The organism is Solirubrobacter soli DSM 22325 (assembly GCF_000423665.1).
GTDB classification, from domain to species: Bacteria; Actinomycetota; Thermoleophilia; order Solirubrobacterales; family Solirubrobacteraceae; genus Solirubrobacter; species Solirubrobacter soli.
In genome coordinates, this window is sequence record NZ_KE384069.1 from 322,932 (window position 1) to 345,838 (window position 22,907).

A 22,907-nucleotide genomic window follows, 5' to 3' on the forward strand; every position below is an offset into this window, starting at 1 on the left:
GATGCTCATGCGAGCGTGAAGCGGCGGACGAGCGCGTCGAGCTCCTCAGCCGTGCGGCTCAGCGCCTGCGCGGAGGCCGCGATCTCCTGCGCCGAGGCGGAGCTCTGCTGCGTCGAGGCTGAGACCTCCTCGGCGTTGGCCGACGACTGCTCGCTGACCGAGGCGACGTCCACGATCTGCTCCTGCATGCGCTCGGCGTCGGAGGCGATGCCGACGGCCGCGTCGCGGATCTCGACCACGCGGGCGTCGAGCGCGTCGACCGTGCCGACGATGTCGTCGAACGCGCGGCGCGTGTCGACGACGCGCTCCGAGCCTTCCCGCGACCGTTCGCGGGCCTGCTCGACGGCGTCGACCGCTGAGCGGGTCCCGGCCTGGATCTGGCGCACCAGCTCCGTGATGTCGCCGGCGGCGGTCTGCGAGCCTTCGGCGAGCTTGCGGACCTCGTCGGCGACGACCGCGAAGCCCTTGCCCTGCTCGCCGGCACGCGCCGCCTCGATCGCGGCGTTGAGCGCCAGGAGGTTCGTCTGCTCCGCGATGTCCGAGATCGTCTTGACGATCGTGTCGATCTCGTCGCTCTTGGCGGCCAGGTCGCCGATCGCGGTGGTGACGGTCGCGGAGGAGTGCTCCACGGCCTCCATCGCTTCGGTCGCGGCGGCGGCGGTGTCGGCGCCGCCGGCGGCGGCCAAGCGTGCGTGGCCGACGGCCTCGGACGCCTCGCGCGCCCGCTCCGCGCTGGCGGTCGCGGCGGCCGCGGTGTGCTCCGCGGCCGACCGGATCGCGTCGACCTGGCGCACCTGGCGCTCGGCGCCGGTGGCGACCTCGGTGATCGCGGCGGCGATCTCGCCGACGGCGCGCCCGGTGTCATCGGAGGTCGCGGCCATCTGCTGCGAGGCGGCGCTCAGCGTGCCGGCGGTTCCCGTGACGTCGCCGAGGATCGAGCGCAGCTCCTGCACCAGGCGCGCGAAGCTGTGGCCGAGCACGTCGGCGTCGGACTTGGGCGTCACCTCGACGGTCAGGTCGCCGGCGGCGACGCGCTCGGCAGTGTCGGCGAGGTCGCGCTGGTAGGCGACGATCGCCTCGAACGACGCCGCCATCCGGCCGACCTCGTCCTTGGAGCGCACGTCGAGCGCGATGTCGGTGTCGCCGAGCGCGAGGCGGTCGGCCGCGGCGGCGACGTCGCGCACCGGCTTGGAGATGCGCTGGGCGATCAGGACGATCGCGGCGACGGTCAGCGCCAGCATAAGCAGCGCGACGAGCAGGAGCTTGGTGCGCAGCGCGTTGGCATCGGCCAGTACCTCGGACATGGGGGCGACCGTCAGGTAGGCCCACTTGCCGGTGGCGACGGGCGCCGTGCTGATCAGGACCTGACGGCCGGTGAACGGGTCGGTGGTCTCGACGTGGGCGCTGCGGCCGGCGCGGACGGCGGCGGCGATCGTGCTCAGGCCGCGGTCGTCGTGCTTCTTCGCCAGGTCCTGCAGGGTCTTGGTGCCGAGGATCTTCTTGTCCGGCCCGGCGACGACGATGCCGGCGTTGGAGACGAGCATCGAGTAGCCGCTGTCGAGGACCTTGCGCTTGGCCACGACCGCGTTCTGCTGGTTGAGCGTGGAGTCGACGGTGGCGGAGCCGAGGAAGCGGCCGGCGTGGTACATCGGGATCGCGTAGCTGGTCCAGATCGTGCCGTCGTAGACGTACGGCTCGACCACGATCGGCTTGCCGGCCCGCTTCGGCCCGTCGTAGTAGGCGTCGTGCTCTGGGTCGGCGACCAGCGGCGAGAAGGACAGCACGCCCTTGTCGTCGCGGGTGAAATACGGGGTGAAGCGGCCGTCCTTCATCGAGCTCAGCTCCTTCGCGCCGCGAAAGCGGGCGTCGGCCCCGTCGAACGCATCGCGAGCGAACGTCGCGCCGAACGAGAGCAGGGACGGGTCGCCCTCGCCGATCTGGCGCAGCGTCGCCAGCACGTCGTCGCGTGAAGAGCCGGGGGTCGTCTCGAGCACCGACGCCAGCGTGCGCGCGGCAGCCATCTTGTGGGCGACCTGCGCGTCGTAGTCGTTCGCGTAGGCAGCGGACGCCTGCGCAAGCTGCTCGTACGCGCCCTTGCGGGCCTGGTCCGTGGCGCTGCGAACGGCGAGCAGAGCCAGCCCGCCCATCGCGAGCACGACGATCGGGGCCAGCAGGAACAGCATCCGGGATTTCAACGAGGTGTTCAGAAGGTGCGGCATTCCCTCTGTGGTCGGCGGTGACCGTGCGGGCTTGACCGCTGTTAACAGCTCGTGACGTCACAAGCCGGTAACGGGCTCATGTCTCTCTCATCAAATACTCGCGGCGGTCATCTAAAACTCTCATCAAGGAGTTCCAACGTTGAACGCAGCAAGGTGGCGCCGCACGCCCGCGGCGCACCGTGCGATGCTGGTCGGCGCCCTCACGACGGCGATGTTCGCCGGCGCGTGGAATGTCGCCCAGAGCCAGAACGAACCGACGCCGGCGTACCCGCAGGCGGACAAGCACAAGCCGTCGACGCTCGCTGACCGCGTCGTCTTGACCTATGAGGGCGACCCCGCGGCCTCGCAGTCGGTCACGTGGCGCACGGATGCGACGGTCAAGACGGCCCAGGCCCAGATCGCCCTCTCGGGCGAGGGTCCCTCGTTCAAGAACGCGTCGAGCACGGTGCTCGCGACGCGCAACGTCAGCCACACGACGAACCTCGGGTACGACTCCGTCTACCACACGGTTCGCTTCACGGGCCTGGCGCCGAAGACGAAGTACCTCTACCGCCTCGGCGATGGAACCAACTGGAGCGAGTGGTACGAGTTCCAGACGGCGTCGGCCAACGCGGAGCCGTTCTCGTTCGTCTACTACGGCGACGCGCAGAACGACATCCAGGAGCACTGGTCACGCGTCGTGCGCCAGTCGTTCAAGGACGCTCCGGACACGAAGCTGTTCGTGCACGCGGGCGACCTGATCGACTCCTCCACGTCGGACTCGCAGTGGGGCGAGTGGTTCAACGCCGGCCGCTGGGTCAACGGCATGGTCCCGTCCTTCGGCACCACCGGCAATCACGAGTACTCGGGCTCGGCGCTCTCGCCGCAGTGGAATCGCGCGTTCGCGTGGCCGGAGAACGGCCCGCAGGGCACCGGCGCGGTCTACGACGCGCTCAAGGGCACCGCGTTCTACACGGACTTCCAAGGCGTCCGGTTCATCTCGATGAACTCCAACACGGCGGCTGTGGCATCGGCGCAGCGCGCGCAGTTCCTCGACGTCCAGACCGCGTGGCTCGAGGACCTGCTCAAGAACAACCCGAACAAGTGGACCGTCGTCACGTTCCACCACCCGATGTTCTCCAACGAGCCGGCGCGCAACAACCCCGAGCAGCGCAACCGCTGGCTGCCGATCCTCGAGAAGTACGGCGTCGACCTCGTGCTCCAGGGCCACGACCACTCCTACGGGCGCGGCAACGTGATCCAGGGCACGACGACGCAGGGCGGCAACGGCACGATGTACGTCGTCTCGGTCTCCGGCCCGAAGATGTACGGCGCCGATGACTCCAACTGGGTCGAGAACGGCGCCCGCGTCGTGCGCCAGTTGACCAACACGCAGCTCTACCAGGTGATCTCGGTCGACGGCAGCCGCCTGACCTACAAGGCCAAGACCGCGACGGGCCGCCTGCACGACCAGTTCACGATCGACAAGCCGGACGGCCAGGCGAAGATCGTCACGGACGACCTCGCCAACGTGCAGCCGGCGGGTGTCGGCGGCTCGGTGGCGGGCACGCTCTCGCTCGACCTGGCGGCCGCTCCGTCGCTCGGCGCGTTCACGCCGGGCGTCGCGAAGGACTACGAGGCGGGCGTCGCGGCGACGGTCACGAGCACGGCGGGCGACGCCACGCTCTCGATCGCCGACACCGCGACGACCGCGCCGGGCAAGCTCGTCAACGGCGCGTTCGCGCTCGCGTCGCCGATCCAGGCGGCCGTGAGTGGGGCGTTCGGCCCGGTCAGCGGCACGCCGCTGGCGCTGCACAGCTACAGCGGCCCGGTCTCCAAGGACCCGCTGACGATCCGCTTCAAGCAGTCGATCGCCGTCCAGGAGCCGCTGCGCACGGGCGCCTACAGCAAGGCGCTCACGCTGACGCTGTCGACGACGGCGCCGTAGTACGCTGGGTTGCGTGACGCAACCCAGCACGGAAGTCGAGCGGGTCCGCACCTTCACCTGGTCGGACCCGCTCGAGACCGCCACGGCCGCGGCCTCGCTGCCCGGCCTCGAGGCGATCCGCAAGATCGCGGCGGGCGAGCTCCCGCCGCCGCCGATCGCCGAACTGCTCGACTTCGAGATCTCGCACGTCGAGGAAGGGCGAGTGATCTTCGCGTTCACGCCCGCGGAGTGGATGTACAACCCGATCGGGTCCGTCCATGGCGGGGTGGCGGCGACGCTGCTCGACTCGTCGCTGGGCTGCGCGATCCACACGACGCTGGCCGCGGGGCAGCGCTACACGACCTCGGACCTGCAGGTCCGCTACGTGCGGGCGCTGAGCGCGGACTCCGGGCGGGTCCTGGCCGACAGCCACGTCGTCCACGCGGGGCGCAAGCTGGCGACCGCCGAGGGTCGTCTATACGCCGAGGACGGCGGCAAGTTGTTCGCACACGCGACGACTTCCTGCTTGATTCTCTAGCGCCTCCGCGAACCGGTTGTGGTCGTGCTGGCAATCAGTGCCAGTGCTTGACCAACAACTGTCCACAGATGCTGCGTGGATCACGGCCTCGCTGACGGACCCGTCGGCGTTCGCCGCCGTGTTCGACCGCCACTGGCCGGCGATCCATCGCTGGTGCGTGAGCCGTGCCGGCCCGGCGGGGGAGGACCTCGCCGCCGAGACCTTCCGGATCGCCTTCGACGAGCGGGCCCGCTTCGACCCCCGCTACGACGACGCCCGGCCGTGGCTCTACGGCATCGCCACCAACCAGTTGCGGCGCCACTTCCGCGAGGCGGGACGGAGCGGTGGGTGGCCGGACGCCTCCGACGCCGACTTCACCGACGACGCGCTCGGCCGCGTCGAGGCCCGCGCGCTCGGCCCCGCGCTCGCAGCCGCCCTGCGCGAGGTTCCGGGCATCGACCGCGATGCCCTGCTCCTGCACGCCTGGGCCGACCTGACCTACACCGAGATCGCGCACGCCACCGGCATCCCGGTCGGCACGGTCCGATCCCGCATCCACCGCGCCCGCACCCGCCTGCGCGCCCACCTTGAACAGGAACCGCCACGATGAACGAGCTCGACTGGCTCAATGACGCCCGGCCTGAGGTCCCTGCGCCGGATGAAGAGACGACGGCGTGGGCGCGAGCCGCGCTGCTCGCCTACGCCGCGGGCGAGACGCGCGACAGCGCGCGGGCCTGGGTCGCGGGCGAAGGCGACGCGCGGGCCGGCGGCGCGACGGATGCTGACGAGGCTTCGCCGGCGGGGCCGGCCCGCTCGCGGGTCACCGCCGCGGCGGGGCCGGCCCGCTCGCGGGTGACCGCCGCGGCCGGGCCGGCCCGCGAGAAGCGGCGCGGCCGCCGCGGGCCTCGCAAGGCGCCCCTCTATGCGCTCGCGGTCGTGGTGTTCGGGATCGCGATCGTCGTCGGCGCCGGAGCGCTGCCGTCCGGGGACGACGGCGCCTCGCCGCGGATCGGCCGGATCGTCGGCGGCCCGGCGCCGGCCGAGGCCGCGTTGGTGAAGTTCGCCCGGCGCATCCAGCAGCAGCCCGCGCCGACCGGGGACGCGACGCTCGTCCAGCGCTCGCACCACTTCCCGGACGGGTCGAAGGACTTCACCGGCGCCGACCTCTACCTCGACGACGGCCGGTACTTCTACGGGATGACGATGGCCGAGCTCAAGGCGGCCAAGGACGACATCGGTGAGGGCGTGCCGAAGCTCGAGCGCGAGGCGGCGAAGGCCGCGATCGGCGTTCCGGTCGCCCAGGCGCGGCGCAAGATGATCGACGCGACGTTCGGACCGAAGGGCGAGCCCGCCCCGGGGACCGGCGTCGACCAGGCCGCCGAGCAGGCGGCACGGCGCAAGAAGCTCGCGGCGAAGCTGACCGGCCCGACGCCGACGCCCGCGCCCAAGAGCATCATCGACAACAACCGCGTCTGGATCGGCAGCATGGACGCGCTGATCGCGGGCGCGGGGAACATCGAGGTGCGGGCCGGGGTGATGCAGCTGATCAGCACGATCGGCGGCGTCAAGGTGACCGACCACGGCGCGACGCTCGACATCCGCAACACCGAGTTCCCCGACGGCTACGCCGAGACGCTGACCGTCGACGCGAAGACCGGCGTCATCCAGAAGATGACCGGCGGCGTGCCCGGCAAGACGCCGGAAGTCGTGGTCGACTACGAGATCACGCGCGTCGACGCCGAGGACGTGCTGCCGGCGCTCAGGTAGGCCGCCGCGGCGGGCGGGGGCGCGAGCGACGCGCGGCCTCGCCCGCATGCGGGTCCGGCGGTGGGGGAGGCTTGGGCTGCGACGCCTCGCGCTCCCTGTCCTCCGACTGCCCGATCGCCAGGAACACCAGCGACACCGCGATCACGCACGCGACCCCGAAGACCGCGAACGCGGTCGCCTTCAGCGCCATCGAGTCGCCCGCGAACACGAGGAACGCGGCGGCGGCGAAGAACAGGACGGAGGTGCCGAGGGCGGCCACGCGCATCGCCTCCACATTACGTGACAATCCCGGCCATGTCTGAGCCGGCCTGGTGGCAGCGGGGTGCCATCTACCAGATCTATCCACGGTCCTTCGCGGACTCCGACGGCGACGGGGTGGGCGATCTCGCGGGGATCACCGCGCGGTTGGACCACCTCGCGTCGCTGCGGGTGGCAGCGATCTGGCTGAGCCCGATCTTCACCTCGCCGATGGCCGACTTCGGCTACGACGTCGCCGACTACTGCGACGTCGACCCGGTCTTCGGCACCCTCCAGGATCTCGACGAGTTGGTGGCGGAGGCGCACGCGCGGGACATCCGGCTGATCCTCGACTGGGTCCCGAACCACAGCTCGGATCAGCACCCCTGGTTCGTCGAGTCGCGCTCGAGCCGGGAGAACGCCAAGCGCGACTGGTACACGTGGCGCGACGCCCCCAACGACTGGGAGTCGGTCTTCAAGGCGTGCGGCCCCGCGTGGACGCTCGACGAGACCACCGGCCAGTACTACCTGCACAGCTTCATGCCGGAGCAGCCCGATCTGAACTGGGAGAACCCGGAGGTCGTGGCCGCGATGCACGACACGATCCGCTTCTGGTTCGCCCGCGGCGTCGACGGCCTGCGTCTGGACGCGATCGCCAAGATCGCCAAGGACCCGCTCCTGCGTGACCAGACAGGGGCGCCGAAGCGCCACGACGAGGACTGGGAGTCGATCCACGGCTTCCTGCGCGGCATCCGCGCCGTCGTCGACGAGTTCGACGACCGGATGATCGTGGGGGAGGTGGCGCTGCAGAACCTCCACCGCGTCGTCGGGTACCTCGAGTCCGGCGACCAACTGCATATGGCGCACAACTTCGTCTTCATCGACCAGGACTGGGGCGCGGAGGCCTACGGCGACTGCATTCAGGACTTCGAGCGGCTGGCGGAGGAGACGGCCTGGCCGGCGTGGTTCCTCGCCAACCACGACAAGTCCCGACCGCGCACCCGCTTCGACCACGACGGCCTCGGCGCCCAGCGCGCCCGCGCGATCCTCGTGATGCTCTACACGCTGCGCGGCACCCCGTTCATCTACCAGGGGGAGGAGCTCGGGCTGCCCGACGCGCGGATCCCGCCCGACCGCGTCGTCGACGTCGACGGCCGCGACCCCGAACGCGCGCCGATCCCCTGGACGCGCGGCGACGGGCACGGCTTCACCACGGGCTCGCCCTGGCTGCCGTTCGTGGACGACGCCGACGAGCTCAGCGCCCAGGCGCAGGGCGAGGACCCGGATTCGACGCTGAGCCTCACCCGAGCGCTCGCCCGCCTGCGCGACGAGACGCCCGCGCTCGTCCTCGGCGACCAGGCGCCGGTCGACGCCGGCGAGGGCGTGCTGGCGTGGACGCGCGGGGGCGAGCTGTTCGTCGCGGTGAACTTCACGGCGGAGCCGAAACCGCTGGACCCCCGCGGCGAGCTCGTCCTCTCGAGCGACCCGGCACGCAAGAGCGCCTCGCCCGAGCTGGGCCCGAGCGAGGCGATCGTCTTGCGGCTGTCCTAGCGGGTGAAGCGCACACGGCGCGTGGCCGTCGCGCGCTGCCCGGACGCGGTCGTCGCCGTCACCGTCAGCGTCGTCCGGGCGCGCGGCAGCCGCGCCACCCGCCGCGCGGCGGCCTTGGTCAGCCGGAGGGTCACCGTCGTCGTCGCGTCGACCGCGGCGTGCCGCCCGCCGGCGATGCGCGTCGCCGTGCGCCCGAGCCCGAGCCGGCGCGCGGTGGCCGCGTCGACCGTGAGGGTGGCCGTCAGCGAGCAGCGCGCCGTGCACTCGGCGCCGACGCGCAGCCCGCGACGCGCCACGCTCGACGCCCGCACGCTCCCCGCCACGCGGGACAGACGCAGCCCGAACGAGCCACTCGCCGGCTGCTCGCCCGTGGGCGGCGCGCCCGGACCGGGCGGCGCGGCGGCGGGCGGCGCCGCGGGGCCCCAGTCGGGGTCGCTGCCGCCCGCGACGACGAGCGGGCGCGCCGCGGCGGCGCACCCCGTGAGATCGGGGAGGTGCGCGACGTGGATGCCGTCGGCCTCCTCCCAGGCCAGGGCGTCGCCGGCCGGAGACCAGGTCGGGTCGCTCACGTCGCCGTTGAAGCCGGTCATGACGCACTGCAGCACGGGCTCCGGCCCTGCCGCGTAGAACCGCAGGTCGTTGTGCTCGCCGACGGCCACGAGCCGGTCGCCGGCCTGGGTGAGCTCGCCATCCGTGAGCAGCGTCTCGACCGCGGGGTCGCCGAACCAGTCGCTGTAGCTGCCGCGCGGCGTGTGGATCCCGACCTGGCTCGTCCGCTGCGCGGCGAAGAAGACGAGCACGCGGCCGTCCGCGGTCCACGAAGGCGTGAGATAGCTGCCGAGCGAGTCGGCGAACACGCCGGGCTCGGAGCCGGTGTCCAGGCCGGAGAACGCCACGACCGGCCGGGTCCGGTCGCTCAACGGGCCGGTGTAGAAGTACTGGTAGGCGACCATCGTGCCGTCCGGCGAGATCTTGGGCGCGAGCGGCCCGATGTAGTACGAGTTGTCGACGCGCACGGTCTCGATCGGCGCGCCGATCCTCGACCCGTCGCGCCCGAAGCGATGCAGCCGGCGTGGCGTGCGGCCGTTCTCCTGCGTCTGGCGAACGGCCAGGATCGTGCCGTCGTCGGCCTGACTCGGCCACGCGTACCCGCCGTCGGCGGTGACGCGCGCCTCGCCGGACCCGTCGGGCGCCGCGAGGTACACGTCCCCGCCCTTGGCGTAGACGAGCGAGCCGCCGGCGGCGGGCGCCGCTGCGCGGGCGGGCGCCGCCGCGGCCTGCGCTCGCGCGCCGCCGCGCCGCGGCGCCCGGAGCGTGAACGCCGCGCGCTCGTCGCCCACCGCCACGACCAGCCGCACCCGCCGGGCCGGCTTTCGCAGCCGCAACGTCACCCGCCGCGCCGCCCCGCCCTTCACCGCGTAGCTCCGGGCCGCGCCGCCCGCGCGCACGGTCGCCGAGCATGCGGCCGGGCACCAGACCGTGGCCTCCGCGGTCTTGCCGTCAGCGGTCAGGCGGGCGCCGGTGACCTCCGGCGTGAGGCGCTCGAGCGTCACCGTTCCCTCCCACCCGAACGGGCAGGCGACGGTGTGGCCGGGGTCCTCGCGCGGACAACGCTCGAAGGCCCGCTGCGCGGGCGAGGCGCTGACGGGGACGGAGATCCGGCGGTCGCCGAACCGTCCCGGAGGGACCGCGAACGCGATGTCGACCGGCGCCTGCCCGAGCGGTGGCACCTCCCGCAGCCCGGCGACCTGCAGCAGGTCGACGGCGATGCTCCAGCGCGTGTACGGGTCCGAGCACTCCATCGTCAGGACCGCGTCGCTCGACGGCCGGAGCACCAGTCCGGAGCCGAGCGAGGCGATCGTGCCGCCGCCGGACGCGTCCGCGCGCTGCGGGGCGCAGCGGCCCGAGGTTCCGTAGAAGTCGGTGTACGTGCTCTCGACCTCCTGTGTCAACGTCGTCTGCGCGACCTGCTCGACGGGTGCCGCGACGCGGCCGTCGCGCAACGACACGTCCGGCATCGCGGCGCGCAGCGCGAAGCGCACGGAGGAGTCGCGCGCGGCGACGTTCTCGGTGCCGTCGTGGTCGGCGTCGTCGGGGTCGAGGTCGGCGCGGACCGTCTCGGCCCACGTGCCGGCGATGTCGCCGGTGACGCGATAGCGGATCGTCTCGGCGGCGCCGGCCGGCGCCGCGGCGGTCAGTGCGGCCAGCATCAAGCCGACCGCGAGGGTCTTCGTGTACATGTGGAGCTCCGGGTCGGAGGGTCTAGAGGCGGTCGCGGCTGAACGCGGCGAGCGCGAGCAGCCCGGCGGCGGTGGCGGCGAGCCACCAGCCGGCGGAGACATCTGTGCGAAGGAGCGGCGGGCCGAGCAGGCCGCGCGCGGCGGCGAACGCCAGCGCGACCCCGGCCACGACGGCGACCGGATCGCCGCCGCGCGCGGCCAACCCGAGTGCCAGCGAGGTCACGGCCGCCAGCTGCAACGTCAGGACGCGCGCGTCGACCCAGGCGGTCGCCGTGAGCGCGAGCAGAGCCAGCCAGAGCGCCGCCAGCGGCACGAGCGCCGCTCCCAGCAGCAGCACTCGGCGCCGGGCGAGCGTCGTCGGCAGCGCGTCGAGCGCCGGTTCCTGCAGCAACGTGACGGCGACGCCGGCCAAGGGGATCGTCGCCGCCTGGAGTGCCAGCGACTCGGCGGGAGCCGACCACAGCGCCGACACCACGCCGACGCCCGCGACCGCAGATCCGGCCAACGCCGCCACCGGCCCACGCGGCACCGCCCGCACGAGCGCGCCGAGCACGACGAGCCGCCGCGGCCCCGCGCCGGGCGCCTCGACGAACCGCACCTGGACGTCGCCACCGGTTGGCCGCGCGGGCGCGCTCACGCCGCCACCAACGTGGTCGTCGCGACGACGGCCAGCGCGGTCGCCGCCAGGCCGGCCCGCGCGGCCCGGCCTCGCGCGAGTGCCGCACCCGCGGCCGTCAGCGCGACCACGGCCAGGGCGAGGAGGTGCCACGCCATCGCGGCCGTGTCGAACCGCGCGATCTCGCCGCACAGGTACCCGCTGCCCGGCTCGCAGGGGACCCAGGTGTTCGGCACCGCGACGATGTCGTTGACGAGCGGGACCGCCCAGCGCAGTGACGTCTCGGGCGCCCATGCCGCCAACGGCACCTCGGCGAACACGATCACGACGACCAGCAGCGCCGCCAGCTGCGCGAACGGGAGCACCCGCCCGAGCAGCACGCCGAACGCGCCCAGCGCCAGCACCAGCAGCGGCCCCTGGGCCAGCTCGACGAACGCCGGCACCCGCCGCGTGCCGTGCTGGCTGACGATCAGCCCGTCGCTCGCCTCGAACAGCAGGTAGGCGAGCGCGACCAACCCCACTGCGAGCGGCACGACCGCGAACAAGGCCAGAAGCTGCGCGCCGGTGCGGACCCGCACGTCCTGGGGGAGCGTGTCGAGCAGCTCATCGGCACCCGCACGCGTGCTGCGCAGCGCCGCCAGGTTCGCGGCCACGAGCGTGCCGAGCGCCAGCGGCAGCACCGCGACGCCCATCAGCAGGAAGCTCTGCGCCTGCCGTCACGCTGCGCGCCCGCGGCGATCGCGAGCACGCTCAGCACGACGCCGGCCAGCACCAGCGGGTGCAGCGCCAGCCGTCGCGCCTCGACGCCGGCCAGCGCGATCAGGCTGCGGCGCGCCACGCGTCCCCCTCCTCGAGCAGCAGCAGATACGCGTCCTCGAGCGTCGGCTCGACCAGCGAGGCGCCCGCCGGCGGCCGGCCGACCTGACGCAGCCGCCCGTCGGCCGTGCGCCACGCCACCACGGCGCCCGGCGAGCGCTCCGCGCCCACCCACACGCGCCCGCGGGCCGGGTCCACCAGTTCCGCCGGCGAGCCGCTTGCCAGCACCGCGCCTTCGGCCAGCACGACGACATGCGGGCACAACGCGGCCACGTCCTCGGTCTGATGCGTCGACACCACGATCGTGCGCGAGCCGCCCAACTCCGAGATCAGCTCGCGGAACCGCAGCCGCTGCTCGGGATCGAGCCCCGCGGTCGGCTCGTCCAACACGAGCAGCTCCGGGTCCCCGAGCAGGGCCTGGGCGAGCGCGAGCCGCCGCCGCATCCCGCCCGACAACGCGCGCGTGCGCCGCTGCGCCACCGACTCCAGCCCGACGAGCGCCAGGACCCGCCGGACCTCGTCGTGCCGCGGCCGCCGGTCCACGTGCTCCTTCAGGATCGCGACGTAGTCGAGGAACTCGAACGCCGTGAAGCGCGGATGGAAGCCCGGCTCCTGCGGCATGTAGCCGAGCCGGCGGCGGATCTCGGCGCGCTCGTCCGCCCGCCCCGGGTCGAGATCGAGCAGCCGCAGCGTCCCCGTGTCGGGCGCCAGCACCGTCGCCAGCACGCGCAGCATCGTCGTCTTGCCCGCGCCGTTCGGGCCCAACAGCCCCGTGATGCCGGCGTCGAGTCGCAGGTCCACGCCGCGCAGCGCGTGGGTGGACCCGAGCCGCTTGGTGATCTGTCTCGCCGTGACCATCACGCGCTCCATCCGTCCAGGCGCGAGCCGCGCCGCACCAACACCACCGTCGCCACCGCCAGCAGCGCCGCGAACGCCAGTTGCGAGCCACCGTCGAAGACCGCCAGCGCGTCGCCCGGACGGGCGGCACCGGCGATCGTCCCGGCCACCCACAGGCCCGCGACTGTCCCGAACGCCGTCAGATGCGACACGTACGTCGCCAGCGCGAGGCTGGACAGCGTCAGGGCGAGCGAGGGCACCAGCCACGCGGACGCCGTCCAGGCCAGGCCCGGCAAGGCCAGTGCGGCGACGGCTGTCACGACGACCGTCGTCGTCACCACGGCCACGGTGCGCAGGAGCAGCACCCGCACGCTCGACGTCGGCGCGGCCAGGCTCAACTCGTGCGTCGGGTCGATCCCGCGCGCGAAGGTCGCCGCGACCCCCGCCACCGGCGCCAACGCGGCCACGCACAGGAACACCACCAGCCCGCGTTCGCCCTGGTAGGAGCCGACCACGGCGACCGCCAGCGCGATCGCCACCGCCCCGAACCACGAGAGCGTGAACGCCGGCGTCACCGCGATCAGCCGCGCGACGTCCGCCCGGACCCCGAGGCGCTCCAACAACGTCTCGGCCAGTCGCGGCCGCGGCGCGTCGAGGCGGTCGACGATCTCGTTCCACGCGGCATCGAGGCGAAGCGGCGACACGAGCGTCCCGACCGTCGCCTGACAGCTCTCGCAGCCGACGACGTGCGCCTCGACCGAGTAGGCGTCGGCGGTGTCGACGTCCCCGCGCGCGTAGGCCGCCAGCAACGCCGGCTCGACATGCCAGCTCATATCGCCAGCTCCTCTCGCAATTGGATGCGCGCACGCAGCATGCGCGTCTTGACCGTCCCGGCCGGGATGCCGAGCAGGCGTCCCGCCTCGCGCGTCGTCAAGCCGTCGAGCACCGTCGCCTGCACGACCGCGCGCAGCTCGGGGGAAAGCCGATCCAGCGCGCGGCCGAGGTCGCCGTGCTGGACGTCGAGCAGGACCTGCTCCTCGGCCGACGGCTCGTCGGCGGGCCGCTCGAAGGACACGAACTCGCGCGCCGGCCGGCGGCGGATCAGGTCGATCAGGCGACGGACGCCGATGCCCCAGATCCAGGCGCCGACCTCGCCGTGGCCGTCGTAGCGGCGCGCCGAGCGCCACACGGCGACGAAGGTGTCCTGGACGGCCTCGTCGACGATGTCGGGGTCACCGCAGCGGCGTGTCAGCCGCAGCGTCAGCCAGGGCGCGTGTCGCTCGTAGAGCGCGCGAAGCGCGGCGCGATCGCCCTCGGCGATCGCGGCCAACAGCGCTTCGTCATGCGCGGCCGTGGGGGTCTTCGTCTTCCTCACATCCGTCCTGTCGCGCCGACCGCGCAGAACGGTTCATATAGCGAAGAGGAAGTTCGAGCGCCCCGCCCGGTGCGGGGCGCTCGGGTTGGGGCTTACTTGGCCGAGAGCGCCCGGCCGGAGTCGGCGTCGAAGAAGTGCAGCTTCGTCGAGTCGATCCAGACCTCGGTCTGCTCGCCGGTCTTGGCGCGGCTCTCCGCGTCGAGGCGGGCGACGACGACGGCCTCGCCCTCGTCACCGCTCTCGGAGATGCCGCCCTGGTCCTCCATCAGCGCGTCCATGTGCGAGCTGCCCGTCATCTGGTCGGCCTTGACGCCGAAGTGGACGTAGAACTCCGCGCCCATCGCCTCGACGAGGTCGAACTTCGCCTGGAACGTCGTCCCGCGAGCGCGAGTCTCGGCCGGCACGCGCGTCGCGTCCTCGAAGTCCTCGGGCCGGATGCCGGCGATCAGCTTCTTGCCCGGCTCCACGCGCCCGATCCGCTCGCGGATCTCCTGCGGCAGCTGCACCGAGACCATCGGCAGCTTCGCCGAGTCGCCGTCGATCGTCGCCGGGAGGAAGTTCATGCCCGGTGAGCCGATGAAGCCGGCCACGAACAGGTTCCTCGGGTTGTTGTAGAGCTCCATCGGCGACGCGACCTGCTGGAGCTCGCCGCTGAGCATGATCGCGACGCGGTCGCCCAGCGTCATGGCCTCGGTCTGATCGTGGGTCACGTAGACCGTGGTGACGTCCAGGCGGTGCTGGATCCGCGCCACCTCCGCGCGCATCTGCACGCGCAGCTTCGCGTCGAGGTTCGACAGCGGCTCGTCCATCAGGAACGCCTTCGGCGAGCGCACGATCGCGCGGCCCATCGCGACGCGCTGGCGCTGGCCGCCGGACAGGTTCGCCGGTTTGCGCTCGAGGTGGTTCTGCAGGTCGAGGATCTCGGCCGCGTCGTTGACCTTGCGGTCGATCTCCTCCTTCGGCGTCTTCGCCAGCTTCAGCGCGAACGCGATGTTGTCTCGCACGGTCATGTGCGGGTACAGCGCGTAGCTCTGGAAGACCATCGCGATGTCGCGGTCGCGAGGGGCCTTCTTGTTGACGACCTCGCCGCCGATCCGCAGCTCGCCGGCGGTGATGTCCTCGAGGCCGGCGATCATGTTCAGCGCGGTCGACTTCCCGCAGCCCGACGGGCCGACGAGGATCATGAACTCGCCGTCGGCGATCTCCAGGTTGAGGTCCTTGACGGCCGTGTAGCCGTCGGAGTACGTCTTGTAGACGCCGTCCAGAACGATGTCTGCCATATCTACCCCTTGACCGCGCCTGACGTGAGGCCGGAGACGATGCGGCGCTGGAAGATCAGCACCATGATGAGGATCGGGATCGTCACGACCACCGCGCCTGCCGCGATGGCCCCGCTCGGATCGGTGAACTGCGACGCGCCGCGGAAGAACGACAGCGCGACCGGTGCCGTACGGGACGCGTCGGTCGCCGTCAGCACGTTGGCGAACAGGAAGTCGTTCCACGCCGAGATGAACACGAGGATGCCCGCGGTGAACACGCCCGGCATCGCCAGCGGCAGGATCACCCGCCGGAACGCCTGCGCACCCGACGCGCCGTCCATCTGCGCCGCCTTCTCGAGGTCCCACGGGATCTCGCGGAAGAACGCGGACAGGATGTAGATCGACAGCGGCAGCGAGAACGACAGGTACGGCAGGATCAGGCCCAGCCACGTGTCATACAGGCCGATGTTGCGCCAGACGTTGAACAGGCCGCCCACGATCGAGATCGCGGGGAACATCGAGATCGCGAGCGCGCCGGCGAGGATCGCCGTCTTGCCCGGGAACTGCAGGCGGGTGATGGCGTAGGCCGCCATCGACGCGAACGTGAGCGCGACGACGGTCGTGATCATCGCGATGCCGATCGAGTTGACGAGCGCGTGGTTGAAGCCCAGGCCGCCCTGGAAGACGGCGCTGTAGTTGTCGGTCGTCCACTTGGTCGGGAAGAACTTCTGATCGCCGATCGTCGTCGGGTCCTTCAGCGACAGCGACACGATCCAGAGCACCGGGATCAGCGCGTAGGCGAGGACCACGACGGTCCCGATCGCCCAGAGGCCCTTCTGCTTGCCAGAGGTTTCCATGATCCGTTACCTCCGTTCAGGGCTCGCGCCCAGGAAGCGGAAGAAGATGAACGCGATCAGCATCACGCAGAAGAAGATGAGGATCGCGACCGTTGAGCCGAGGCCGAGGTTGAGGCGGTTGACGAGCTGGTTGTAGCCCAGGATCGACACCGTCTCGGTGTTGTTCGCGCCGCGGGTGATGATGAAGGCGGCGTCGTAGATCCGGAACGCGTCGAGCGTGCGGAACAGGATCGCGACCATCAGCACCGGCTTGATCAGCGGCAGCGTGATCTTGGTGAACCGCTGCCAGGAGCTCGCGCCGTCCATCTTGGCCGCCTTGTAGAGGTCGTCCGGCACAAGGGCCAGACCTCCCAACAAGAGCAGGGCTATGAAGGGCGTGGTCTTCCAGACCTCCGCGAAGATGATCACGAAGAACGAGCCACCCCGTGTGGTCAACGGCGGCGGGTCGAGGTTGAACAGCGCGACCGCGAAGCCCGTCGCCGGGTCGAACGCGAGCCGCCAGGCGAACGCGGCGACCACCGTGACGGCGCCGTAGGGCACCAGGACGGAGGCGCGGATCGCCGTGCGGGCGAAGATCGCGCGATACATCGCCTGCGCGATCAGCATGCCGAGCACGACCTCGAGCGCGACCGAGATCACGGTGATGAACAGCGTGTTGCCGACGTCGGTCCACCAGGTGCTCGAGGTGAGCACGGTCGAGTAGTTGGAGAGCCCGACGAACTCACCGGCGTCCGGGAAGCGCAGGTCTGCGCGGCGCAGCGAGAGCCAGAACGCGTAGAGGATCGGGAAGCCCGCGACGAGCAGCATCACGGCCACGGCCGGCGCGCACAGCATCCAGGCGAGCTTGCGCTCCTGCTTGGCGCGGTCGGTGAGGCCGCTGTGCGCGGCGGGCGCGGCAGGCGTCGTGGCCTGCGTAGCGGCGACGGCCATCAGTACATCCCTCCGTCGGCGAGGATGTTCAGCCGGTCACGCAACGTGTTGATCGACTTCTGCGGGTTGATGCTCGCCGGCGGGTGCAGCGAGGACTGGATCGCCAGCGTCACGTCCGAGTACGACGGCGTCGCGGGGCGGACCACCGAGTCCTTGAGCTGCTCGCGGAGCAGGTCGGCGAACGGGTACACCTTGCGGACCGCGGGATCGTCATACGTCGCGTTCGTGACCGGCGGGAGACCCTCGTTGATGGCCTCCTGGGCCTGCCACTTGGCGCTGGTCATGCACAGCGCGGCCTTGGTCGCGAGCGCCGGGTTCTTGCCGGTCTTCGGGATGCCGAGGTTGGCACCGCCGATCGAGACGCGGCTCGGCTCGCCCTTGTTGACGCCCGGCCAACGCGCGTAGCCCATGTTCTCGAAGACCTTCTTGGTCTCGGGATTGGACTCGGCGTCGGTGCGCGCCGCAGCGTACACGTACGGCCAGTTCAACAGGAAGGCGCCGTGGCCGGCCTCGAAGGCCAGGCGGGACGGATCCTCCTGCGCGGTCGACAGCGACGGATCGGACCGGCCGGAGGTCGCGACGTCATGAATGATCTGCGCGGCCTTCACCGCGGGCGCACCCAGCGTCGGACGTCCCTCGGCGTTCACGATCGTTCCGCCGGCCGAGGCCACGAGGTTGTTGAACCACACGACGTAGCCTTCGTACTTCTGGCCCTGCTCGAGGATGTTGCCCTGGCCCGCCGGAAGCTTCTTCGCCATCGCGATCATCTCGTCCCACGTCTCGGGCGGGGTGGGGACGAGGTCCTTGCGGTACCAGAGCAGCTGCACGTTGGTGTTCAGCGGCACCGCGTACGTCTTGTTCTTCCACTGCACGGACGCCTTCGGGCCGTCCAGGACGTCCTGGAGCGCGTCCTGCTCCTCAGACCCCGTCAACTGGCGCAGCCATCCGGCCTCCGCGAACTCGGGAGTCCAGATCGTGTCCATGTTGACGATGTCGATGTTCTTGTCGCCGGCCGCGAGGCGGCGGACGATCAACTCACGCGACGCATCGGCGGAGTTGGCGACGGGCGTCTGCTTGATGACGTACGCGCCGTTCGACTGGTCGCTGCACTCCTTAGCGGCCTTCGTGTTCGTCCCCCCGGGATCCAGGGGGCCGAGCAGGTTGAGGGTGACGGGGCCGCCACTCGACCCTCCGCACCCAGCCGCGACTATGGCGCAGGTCGCCGCTAGAGAAGCGGCTCCCACGCCGATGCCCCTACGCCTCATTCTGCTCCTCTCCTCACGACGTCCGGATCTCCCCCTGACGTCTGATCCGACGAGGTTCCGGGACGCATGAGCGACACCACATCGCGGCGCCCGGCCCCTCAAGCGAGCCGAGTATGTCCTGCCGTTGTGTGACTTCTGCAACAAGCATGTCACACCCGTCCGCGTTACTGATCCGCGAACTCGCGGTACCCGCAAGTCGGGCTGGTGAAGCGGTGTGCCACGTGAGAGTGGCGGGTTCGCGTCCCACGAGCCTCCTCGAACTCGACCGCGCGATGAAACCGGTTACATCACGATTGCAACACGGTTCTATGGAGAATGTCAAGCCTTTCGTGCGCGTGCGCTGGTCAACCGGATTAGGCTTGTTGACCGCATGCGCGGACCGACGATCCGGGACGTTGCCCGACATGCGGGCGTGAGTGCCGCGACCGTGTCGCGGGTGCTCAACGACAGCCCGCTGGTGCTCGAGCCGACGCGCGAGCGGGTTCAGGCCGCCGTCGACGAGCTCGGCTACCGGCTCAACTCGACCGCGCGCAACCTCTCGATCGGCCGGGCGATGGCGATCGGCGTCGTCGTGCCCTTCTTCACCGCGCCGTCGGTGATCGAGCGCCTGCGCGGCGTGGTGGAGCGCCTCGGCCGCGGCGAGCGGCGCGAGTACGACCTGATGCTGTTCGACGTCGAGGCGCCGGAGCAGCGCCCGCTCGAGCATCTCGTGGCGCGCGACCGCGTCGCCGGCCTGCTGATCATCTCGCTGTCGGTCTCGGACGCGGAGGTCGCGGCGCTGGCCCGCGACGAGCTGCCGACGGTGCTGGTCGACGCGGCGCATCCGAAGCTCTCGCGCGTCGTGATCGACAACCTCCGCGGGGGCGAGCTCGCGGCCGAGCACCTGCTCGCTCGCGGGCACAGCCGGATCGGGTTCGTCGGAGACCATCCCACGAACGCGTACGGCTTCACGTCGAGCGAGGATCGCCGGCGCGGATTCCGGGGTGCGCTGCTCCGCGCCGGGGTGCCGCCGGACCACCGGCTGGAGCGTGTCGGGCCGCACGGCCGCGTGCACGCCGAGGCGATGGCCGAGGAGCTGTTGTCGCTGCCCGAGCCGCCGACGGCGATCTTCGCGCCGTCCGATCTACAGGCGATCGGTGTGTTGAAGGCCGCCGAGCGGATGGGCATGCGGGTCCCCGAGGAGTTGGCCGTGATCGGGTTCGACGACGTCGACCTGGCGGAGATCGTCGGGCTGACGACGATCCGTCAGCCGTTGCGGGAGGGTGGCGCGCTCGCGGCCGATCTGCTGCTCGCGGCGATCGAGGGCGGCGCTCGCGCGCCGGTCGAGACCCGTCAGACGCTGACCGTGGTCGAGCGCCGGACCACGTGATCGAGGCCGTCCTCTCGGCCGAGGGGTGGCCCTACGCGTCGGCGCCGCCGGTCGAGCCGGGCGACCCCGGCCGCTTCCACGCCCTGTTCGGCCGCGACTCGCTGATCACGTCGTTGCAGCTCCTGCCGGCGCGTCCGGACATCGCCCGGGCAACCCTCAAAGCTCTCGCCGTACGTCAAGGAACACGGTTCGACAGCGAAACGGGCGAGGAGCCCGGCAAGATCGGGCACGAGTTCCGCGACGCGCCGCCGGAGTCGTTCGTGGCTGCCGGATGGCCTTCCGAGGGTCCCTTCGCCTACTACGGGACGGCCGACGCGACCGCGTGGTTCATCCTCGTGGCTGCGGCGCTCGGTGAGACGAATGCTCCCGCTCTGGAGTGGCTCGCCGGGGCGCTGGACGCCGGCGGCGGACTCGTCCGGCACGTTCCCACGGCGGCGCTGGTGCAGCAGGGCTGGCGGGACACGATCGACGCGGCCGGGGACGCGGACGGCGGCGGCTACGTGCGGGCCGACGGCACGAACCCGTCGCCGCCGCTGGCCGACGCCGACACCCAGGCGGTCGTCTACGCCGCGCTTCGCGCCTCCGCGGTCGTCGATCCGGCCTGGGGGCGACGGGCGGACGTGCTGCGGGGGTTGCTCTCCGAACGGTTCGGTCCTTCGGTGATGGCACTGGAGGCGGGGGACGTGGTCGTGCCGGGCGCGGGCTCGCAGCTCGGCTGGCTGCTGTGGGCGGACGCGCTCGAGCCCTCGGTCGCGGCCGCGTGCGCGGAGCGGCTGTGCGAGCCGGACATCCTCACCGACCACGGGCTGCGGACGCTCGCCGCCACCGATCCGAACTTCGGTGCCTCGAGCTATCACCGCGGCGCGGTGTGGCCGTTCGACTCCTGGATCGGCTGGGGCGGGCTTCGCGCGCACGAGCGGGTAGATGAGGCCGAGCGGGTGCGGGCCGGCGTGCCGGCCGCGCTGGACGCGCTCGGTCGCGCCCCGGAGCTCTACGCCGTCGAGCCCTTGGCGCCGATCCCGCTCGCGAATCGGGTACAGGCATGGACGATCGGTGCTCGCTGGGCGCTCGAACACCACTGGGACGGTCGATTGAGGACAGAACCCGACCGCTAAGCCCTCTATCGTTTCTGCTCTATGCCGCCATTCAAGCTTGACGCCGTCTACTCGCCGACCGCCGATCAGCCGAACGCGATCGCGACGCTGGCGCGCGGCATCGAGCGCGGCGACACCGGCCTGACGCTGCTGGGCGCGACGGGCACCGGCAAGACGATGACCATGGCGGCGACGATCGAGGCCGTGCAGCGCCCGGCGCTGATCATGGCCCACAACAAGACGCTGGCGGCGCAGCTCTGCAACGAGTTCCGGACGTACTTCCCGCACAACTCGGTCGAGTACTTCGTCAGCTACTACGACTACTACCAGCCCGAGGCCTACGTCCCGTCCAGGGACCTCTACATCGAGAAGGACTCGGCGATCAACCAGGAGATCGACCGGCTGCGCCACGCCGCGACGGCGTCGCTGTTCGCGCGCCGGGACGTGATCATCGTCGCCTCGGTCTCGTGCATCTTCGGCCTCGGCTCGCCGGAGACCTACAACGCGAACTGCCAGGTCATCGTCAAGAACACCGACATCGACCGCGACGAGCTGCTGCGCAAGCTCGTGTCGCTGCAGTACAACCGCAACGACACGGCGCTCGGGCGCGGCACGTTCCGCGTGCGCGGGGAGACGCTGGAGGTCTTCCCGGCCTACGAGGAGACGGCGTTCCGGGTCCTGCTGTTCGGCGACGAGGTCGAGCGCCTGCAGCACTTCGACCCGCTCACGGGCGAGATCATCCGCGACGACCTGGAGCACGTCGCGATCTGGCCGGCGACGCACTACAACGTCAAGGAAGGCACGATGGAGCGCGCCGTGCTGGAGATCGGCCAGGAGCTCAACGAGCGCACCGCCGAGCTCGAGGCCGAGGGCAAGCTGCTCGAGGCGCACCGCCTGCGCCAGCGCACGCAGTACGACATGGAGATGCTCAAGGAGGTCGGGTTCTGCTCGGGCATCGAGAACTACTCGCGCATCCTCGACGGCCGTGAGCCGGGCTCGCGCCCGTACTGCCTGCTCGACTACTTCCCGAAGGACTTCGTCTGCTTCATCGACGAGTCGCACCAGACCGTCCCGCAGGTCGGCGGCATGTACGAGGGCGACCGTTCGCGCAAGAAGACGCTGGTCGAGTACGGCTTCCGCCTGCCGAGCGCGATGGACAACCGCCCGCAGACGTTCGACGAATGGCTCTCGATCACGCCGCAGATGGTGTTCGTGTCGGCCACGCCCGGCCTGTACGAGAAGGAGCACTCGCAGACGCTCGTCGAGCAGATCGTGCGTCCCACCGGCATCGTGGACCCGGAGATCGACGTCCGCGAGACCAAGAACCAGATCGACGACCTGATGTCCGAGGTCCGGACGGTGGTGGACCGGGGCGAGCGCGTGCTCGTCACCACGTTGACCAAGAAGATGTCCGAGGACCTGACGGACTACCTGCTCGAGATGGGCTTCCGGGTGCGCTACCTGCACTCGGAGATCGACACGCTGGAGCGGATCCAGATCATCCGCCAGCTGCGGCTCGGCGAGTACGACGTGCTGGTCGGCGTGAACCTGCTGCGCGAGGGCCTGGACATCCCCGAGGTGTCGCTGGTCGCGATCCTGGATGCCGACAAGGAGGGCTTCCTCCGCGGCGAGACGTCGCTGATCCAGACGATCGGGCGCGCGGCGCGCAACGTCGGCGGCAAGGTGCTGATGTACGCCGACAAGGAGACCGACGCGATGCGCAAGGCGATCTCCGAGACCGACCGCCGCCGCGCGATCCAGATCGCCTACAACGAGAAGCACGGCATCACGCCGGAGACGATCGTCAAGGGCATCTCCGACATCACGGAGTTCCTGCAGTCGGACTCCAAGGTCCCCACCAAGGGCCGGCGCCGGCGCGAGAAGAAGGTCGACATGACCCCCAACGAGATCGAGCAGACGATGCGCGAGCTCGAGGAGGAGATGCTGGCCGCCGCCGAGGAGCTGCGCTTCGAGTACGCGGCGAAGCTCCGCGACGAGATCCGCGACCTGCGCCGCGAGCTGGACTCGGCGACCGCGCCCGCCGCCGAATAG

General features: G+C 71.3%; 21 protein-coding genes. 8 read left to right on the plus strand and 13 right to left on the minus strand.

Annotated features, from left to right (window positions below; genetic code table 11):
• Nucleotides 1-5 precede the first annotated feature (5 nt).
• Entirely contained in the window at nucleotides 6-2,183 is a 2,178-nt protein-coding gene (locus G569_RS0131075; protein ID WP_028066305.1) for a methyl-accepting chemotaxis protein, read from the minus strand.
• Nucleotides 2,184-2,358: 175 nt separating this feature from the next.
• Between G569_RS0131075 and G569_RS53070 the strand changes: the two genes are divergently transcribed.
• Genes G569_RS53070 through G569_RS0131095 form a run of 4 tightly spaced genes read left to right on the plus strand, consistent with a single transcriptional unit; the run spans nucleotide 2,359 to nucleotide 6,409 of the window.
• Entirely contained in the window at nucleotides 2,359-4,146 is a 1,788-nt protein-coding gene (locus G569_RS53070; RefSeq protein ID WP_157592439.1) for a purple acid phosphatase family protein, read from the plus strand.
• Nucleotides 4,147-4,159: 13 nt separating this feature from the next.
• Nucleotides 4,160-4,663 (plus strand): PaaI family thioesterase, encoded by a 504-nt coding sequence (locus tag G569_RS0131085; protein WP_028066306.1) that lies wholly within the window; start codon nucleotides 4,160-4,162, stop codon nucleotides 4,661-4,663.
• 43 nt (nucleotides 4,664-4,706) lie between these two features.
• Nucleotides 4,707-5,252, plus strand: a complete 546-nt coding sequence (locus G569_RS0131090; RefSeq protein ID WP_211233139.1) for an RNA polymerase sigma factor — start codon at nucleotides 4,707-4,709, stop codon at nucleotides 5,250-5,252.
• Nucleotides 5,249-6,409, plus strand: coding sequence for a hypothetical protein (locus G569_RS0131095; protein WP_028066308.1), 1,161 nt, complete (start codon nucleotides 5,249-5,251; stop codon nucleotides 6,407-6,409). The genes G569_RS0131090 and G569_RS0131095 overlap by 4 nt, the downstream gene beginning before the upstream one ends.
• On the opposite strand, the gene G569_RS0131100 is transcribed toward G569_RS0131095, so the two are convergent.
• Nucleotides 6,402-6,674: a hypothetical protein gene (locus tag G569_RS0131100; protein WP_157592440.1), complete on the minus strand. Its 273-nt coding sequence runs from the start codon at nucleotides 6,672-6,674 to the stop codon at nucleotides 6,402-6,404. The genes G569_RS0131095 and G569_RS0131100 overlap by 8 nt on opposite strands.
• Before the next feature lie 29 nt (nucleotides 6,675-6,703).
• Between G569_RS0131100 and G569_RS0131105 the strand changes: the two genes are divergently transcribed.
• A complete protein-coding gene (locus tag G569_RS0131105) occupies nucleotides 6,704-8,197 on the plus strand; it encodes an alpha-amylase family glycosyl hydrolase (protein WP_028066310.1) in 1,494 nt (497 codons plus the stop codon).
• Here the strand turns inward: G569_RS0131105 and G569_RS0131110 are convergent.
• The 11 genes from G569_RS0131110 to G569_RS0131160 all read right to left on the minus strand — a co-directional run bounded on the left by G569_RS0131110 (nucleotide 8,194) and on the right by G569_RS0131160 (nucleotide 18,392).
• A complete protein-coding gene (locus G569_RS0131110) occupies nucleotides 8,194-10,437 on the minus strand; it encodes a TolB-like translocation protein (protein ID WP_028066311.1) in 2,244 nt (747 codons plus the stop codon). The two genes, G569_RS0131105 and G569_RS0131110, sit on opposite strands and share 4 nt — an antisense overlap.
• Before the next feature lie 22 nt (nucleotides 10,438-10,459).
• Nucleotides 10,460-11,074, minus strand: a complete 615-nt coding sequence (locus tag G569_RS0131115) for a hypothetical protein (protein WP_028066312.1) — start codon at nucleotides 11,072-11,074, stop codon at nucleotides 10,460-10,462.
• Nucleotides 11,071-11,745: a hypothetical protein gene (locus tag G569_RS63185; protein WP_028066313.1), complete on the minus strand. Its 675-nt coding sequence runs from the start codon at nucleotides 11,743-11,745 to the stop codon at nucleotides 11,071-11,073. The genes G569_RS0131115 and G569_RS63185 overlap by 4 nt, the downstream gene beginning before the upstream one ends.
• A complete protein-coding gene (locus G569_RS63190; protein WP_157592441.1) occupies nucleotides 11,745-11,891 on the minus strand; it encodes a hypothetical protein in 147 nt (48 codons plus the stop codon). The genes G569_RS63185 and G569_RS63190 overlap by 1 nt, the downstream gene beginning before the upstream one ends.
• Entirely contained in the window at nucleotides 11,873-12,727 is an 855-nt protein-coding gene (locus G569_RS0131130; RefSeq protein ID WP_157592442.1) for an ABC transporter ATP-binding protein, read from the minus strand. The genes G569_RS63190 and G569_RS0131130 overlap by 19 nt, the downstream gene beginning before the upstream one ends.
• Nucleotides 12,727-13,539: a zf-HC2 domain-containing protein gene (locus G569_RS0131135; RefSeq protein ID WP_028066315.1), complete on the minus strand. Its 813-nt coding sequence runs from the start codon at nucleotides 13,537-13,539 to the stop codon at nucleotides 12,727-12,729. Before G569_RS0131135 ends, G569_RS0131130 begins: the two co-directional genes overlap by 1 nt.
• Nucleotides 13,536-14,081 (minus strand): RNA polymerase sigma factor, encoded by a 546-nt coding sequence (locus G569_RS0131140; RefSeq protein ID WP_028066316.1) that lies wholly within the window; start codon nucleotides 14,079-14,081, stop codon nucleotides 13,536-13,538. Before G569_RS0131140 ends, G569_RS0131135 begins: the two co-directional genes overlap by 4 nt.
• 92 nt (nucleotides 14,082-14,173) lie before the next feature.
• Complete coding sequence (locus G569_RS0131145; protein WP_028066317.1) at nucleotides 14,174-15,361, minus strand: ABC transporter ATP-binding protein; 1,188 nt, start codon at nucleotides 15,359-15,361, stop codon at nucleotides 14,174-14,176.
• Nucleotides 15,362-15,363: 2 nt separating this feature from the next.
• Nucleotides 15,364-16,197 carry a carbohydrate ABC transporter permease gene (locus tag G569_RS0131150; RefSeq protein ID WP_028066318.1) on the minus strand — a complete coding sequence of 278 codons (834 nt, stop codon included), beginning with the start codon at nucleotides 16,195-16,197 and terminating at the stop codon, nucleotides 15,364-15,366.
• A gap of 6 nt (nucleotides 16,198-16,203) precedes the next feature.
• Nucleotides 16,204-17,127, minus strand: coding sequence for a carbohydrate ABC transporter permease (locus G569_RS53075; protein WP_037500373.1), 924 nt, complete (start codon nucleotides 17,125-17,127; stop codon nucleotides 16,204-16,206).
• On the minus strand, nucleotides 17,127-18,392 hold the full coding sequence (locus G569_RS0131160) for an ABC transporter substrate-binding protein (RefSeq protein WP_028066319.1): 1,266 nt from the start codon (nucleotides 18,390-18,392) through the stop codon (nucleotides 17,127-17,129). Before G569_RS0131160 ends, G569_RS53075 begins: the two co-directional genes overlap by 1 nt.
• A gap of 370 nt (nucleotides 18,393-18,762) precedes the next feature.
• Here G569_RS0131160 and G569_RS53080 point away from each other — a divergent pair, with 370 nt between their 5' ends.
• From G569_RS53080 to uvrB, 3 genes are read left to right on the plus strand one after another with little or no spacing between them, the layout of a single operon-like run.
• Nucleotides 18,763-19,761 (plus strand): LacI family DNA-binding transcriptional regulator, encoded by a 999-nt coding sequence (locus tag G569_RS53080; protein WP_053227233.1) that lies wholly within the window; start codon nucleotides 18,763-18,765, stop codon nucleotides 19,759-19,761.
• Nucleotides 19,758-20,876 (plus strand): amylo-alpha-1,6-glucosidase, encoded by a 1,119-nt coding sequence (locus G569_RS0131170; RefSeq protein ID WP_028066320.1) that lies wholly within the window; start codon nucleotides 19,758-19,760, stop codon nucleotides 20,874-20,876. Before G569_RS53080 ends, G569_RS0131170 begins: the two co-directional genes overlap by 4 nt.
• A 21-nt stretch (nucleotides 20,877-20,897) precedes the next feature.
• On the plus strand, nucleotides 20,898-22,907 hold the full coding sequence (uvrB, locus tag G569_RS0131175; protein WP_028066321.1) for an excinuclease ABC subunit UvrB: 2,010 nt from the start codon (nucleotides 20,898-20,900) through the stop codon (nucleotides 22,905-22,907).

Bases quoted from the DNA above. Each gene is read 5' to 3' on its own strand.
- G569_RS0131130 (WP_157592442.1), bottom strand. From the start codon at position 12,727: ATGGTCACGGCGAGACAGATCACCAAGCGGCTCGGGTCCACCCACGCG.
- G569_RS53075 (WP_037500373.1), bottom strand. From the start codon at position 17,127: ATGGCCGTCGCCGCTACGCAGGCCACGACGCCTGCCGCGCCCGCCGCG.
- G569_RS0131110 (WP_028066311.1), bottom strand. From the start codon at position 10,437: ATGTACACGAAGACCCTCGCGGTCGGCTTGATGCTGGCCGCACTGACC.
- G569_RS0131150 (WP_028066318.1), bottom strand. From the start codon at position 16,197: ATGGAAACCTCTGGCAAGCAGAAGGGCCTCTGGGCGATCGGGACCGTC.
- G569_RS53080 (WP_053227233.1), top strand. From the start codon at position 18,763: ATGCGCGGACCGACGATCCGGGACGTTGCCCGACATGCGGGCGTGAGT.
- uvrB (WP_028066321.1), top strand. From the start codon at position 20,898: ATGCCGCCATTCAAGCTTGACGCCGTCTACTCGCCGACCGCCGATCAG.
- G569_RS63185 (WP_028066313.1), bottom strand. From the start codon at position 11,745: ATGGGCGTCGCGGTGCTGCCGCTGGCGCTCGGCACGCTCGTGGCCGCG.
- G569_RS0131135 (WP_028066315.1), bottom strand. From the start codon at position 13,539: ATGAGCTGGCATGTCGAGCCGGCGTTGCTGGCGGCCTACGCGCGCGGG.
- G569_RS0131160 (WP_028066319.1), bottom strand. From the start codon at position 18,392: ATGAGGCGTAGGGGCATCGGCGTGGGAGCCGCTTCTCTAGCGGCGACC.
- G569_RS0131095 (WP_028066308.1), top strand. From the start codon at position 5,249: ATGAACGAGCTCGACTGGCTCAATGACGCCCGGCCTGAGGTCCCTGCG.
- G569_RS0131100 (WP_157592440.1), bottom strand. From the start codon at position 6,674: ATGCGCGTGGCCGCCCTCGGCACCTCCGTCCTGTTCTTCGCCGCCGCC.
- G569_RS0131105 (WP_028066310.1), top strand. From the start codon at position 6,704: ATGTCTGAGCCGGCCTGGTGGCAGCGGGGTGCCATCTACCAGATCTAT.
- G569_RS0131075 (WP_028066305.1), bottom strand. From the start codon at position 2,183: ATGCTGTTCCTGCTGGCCCCGATCGTCGTGCTCGCGATGGGCGGGCTG.
- G569_RS0131145 (WP_028066317.1), bottom strand. From the start codon at position 15,361: ATGGCAGACATCGTTCTGGACGGCGTCTACAAGACGTACTCCGACGGC.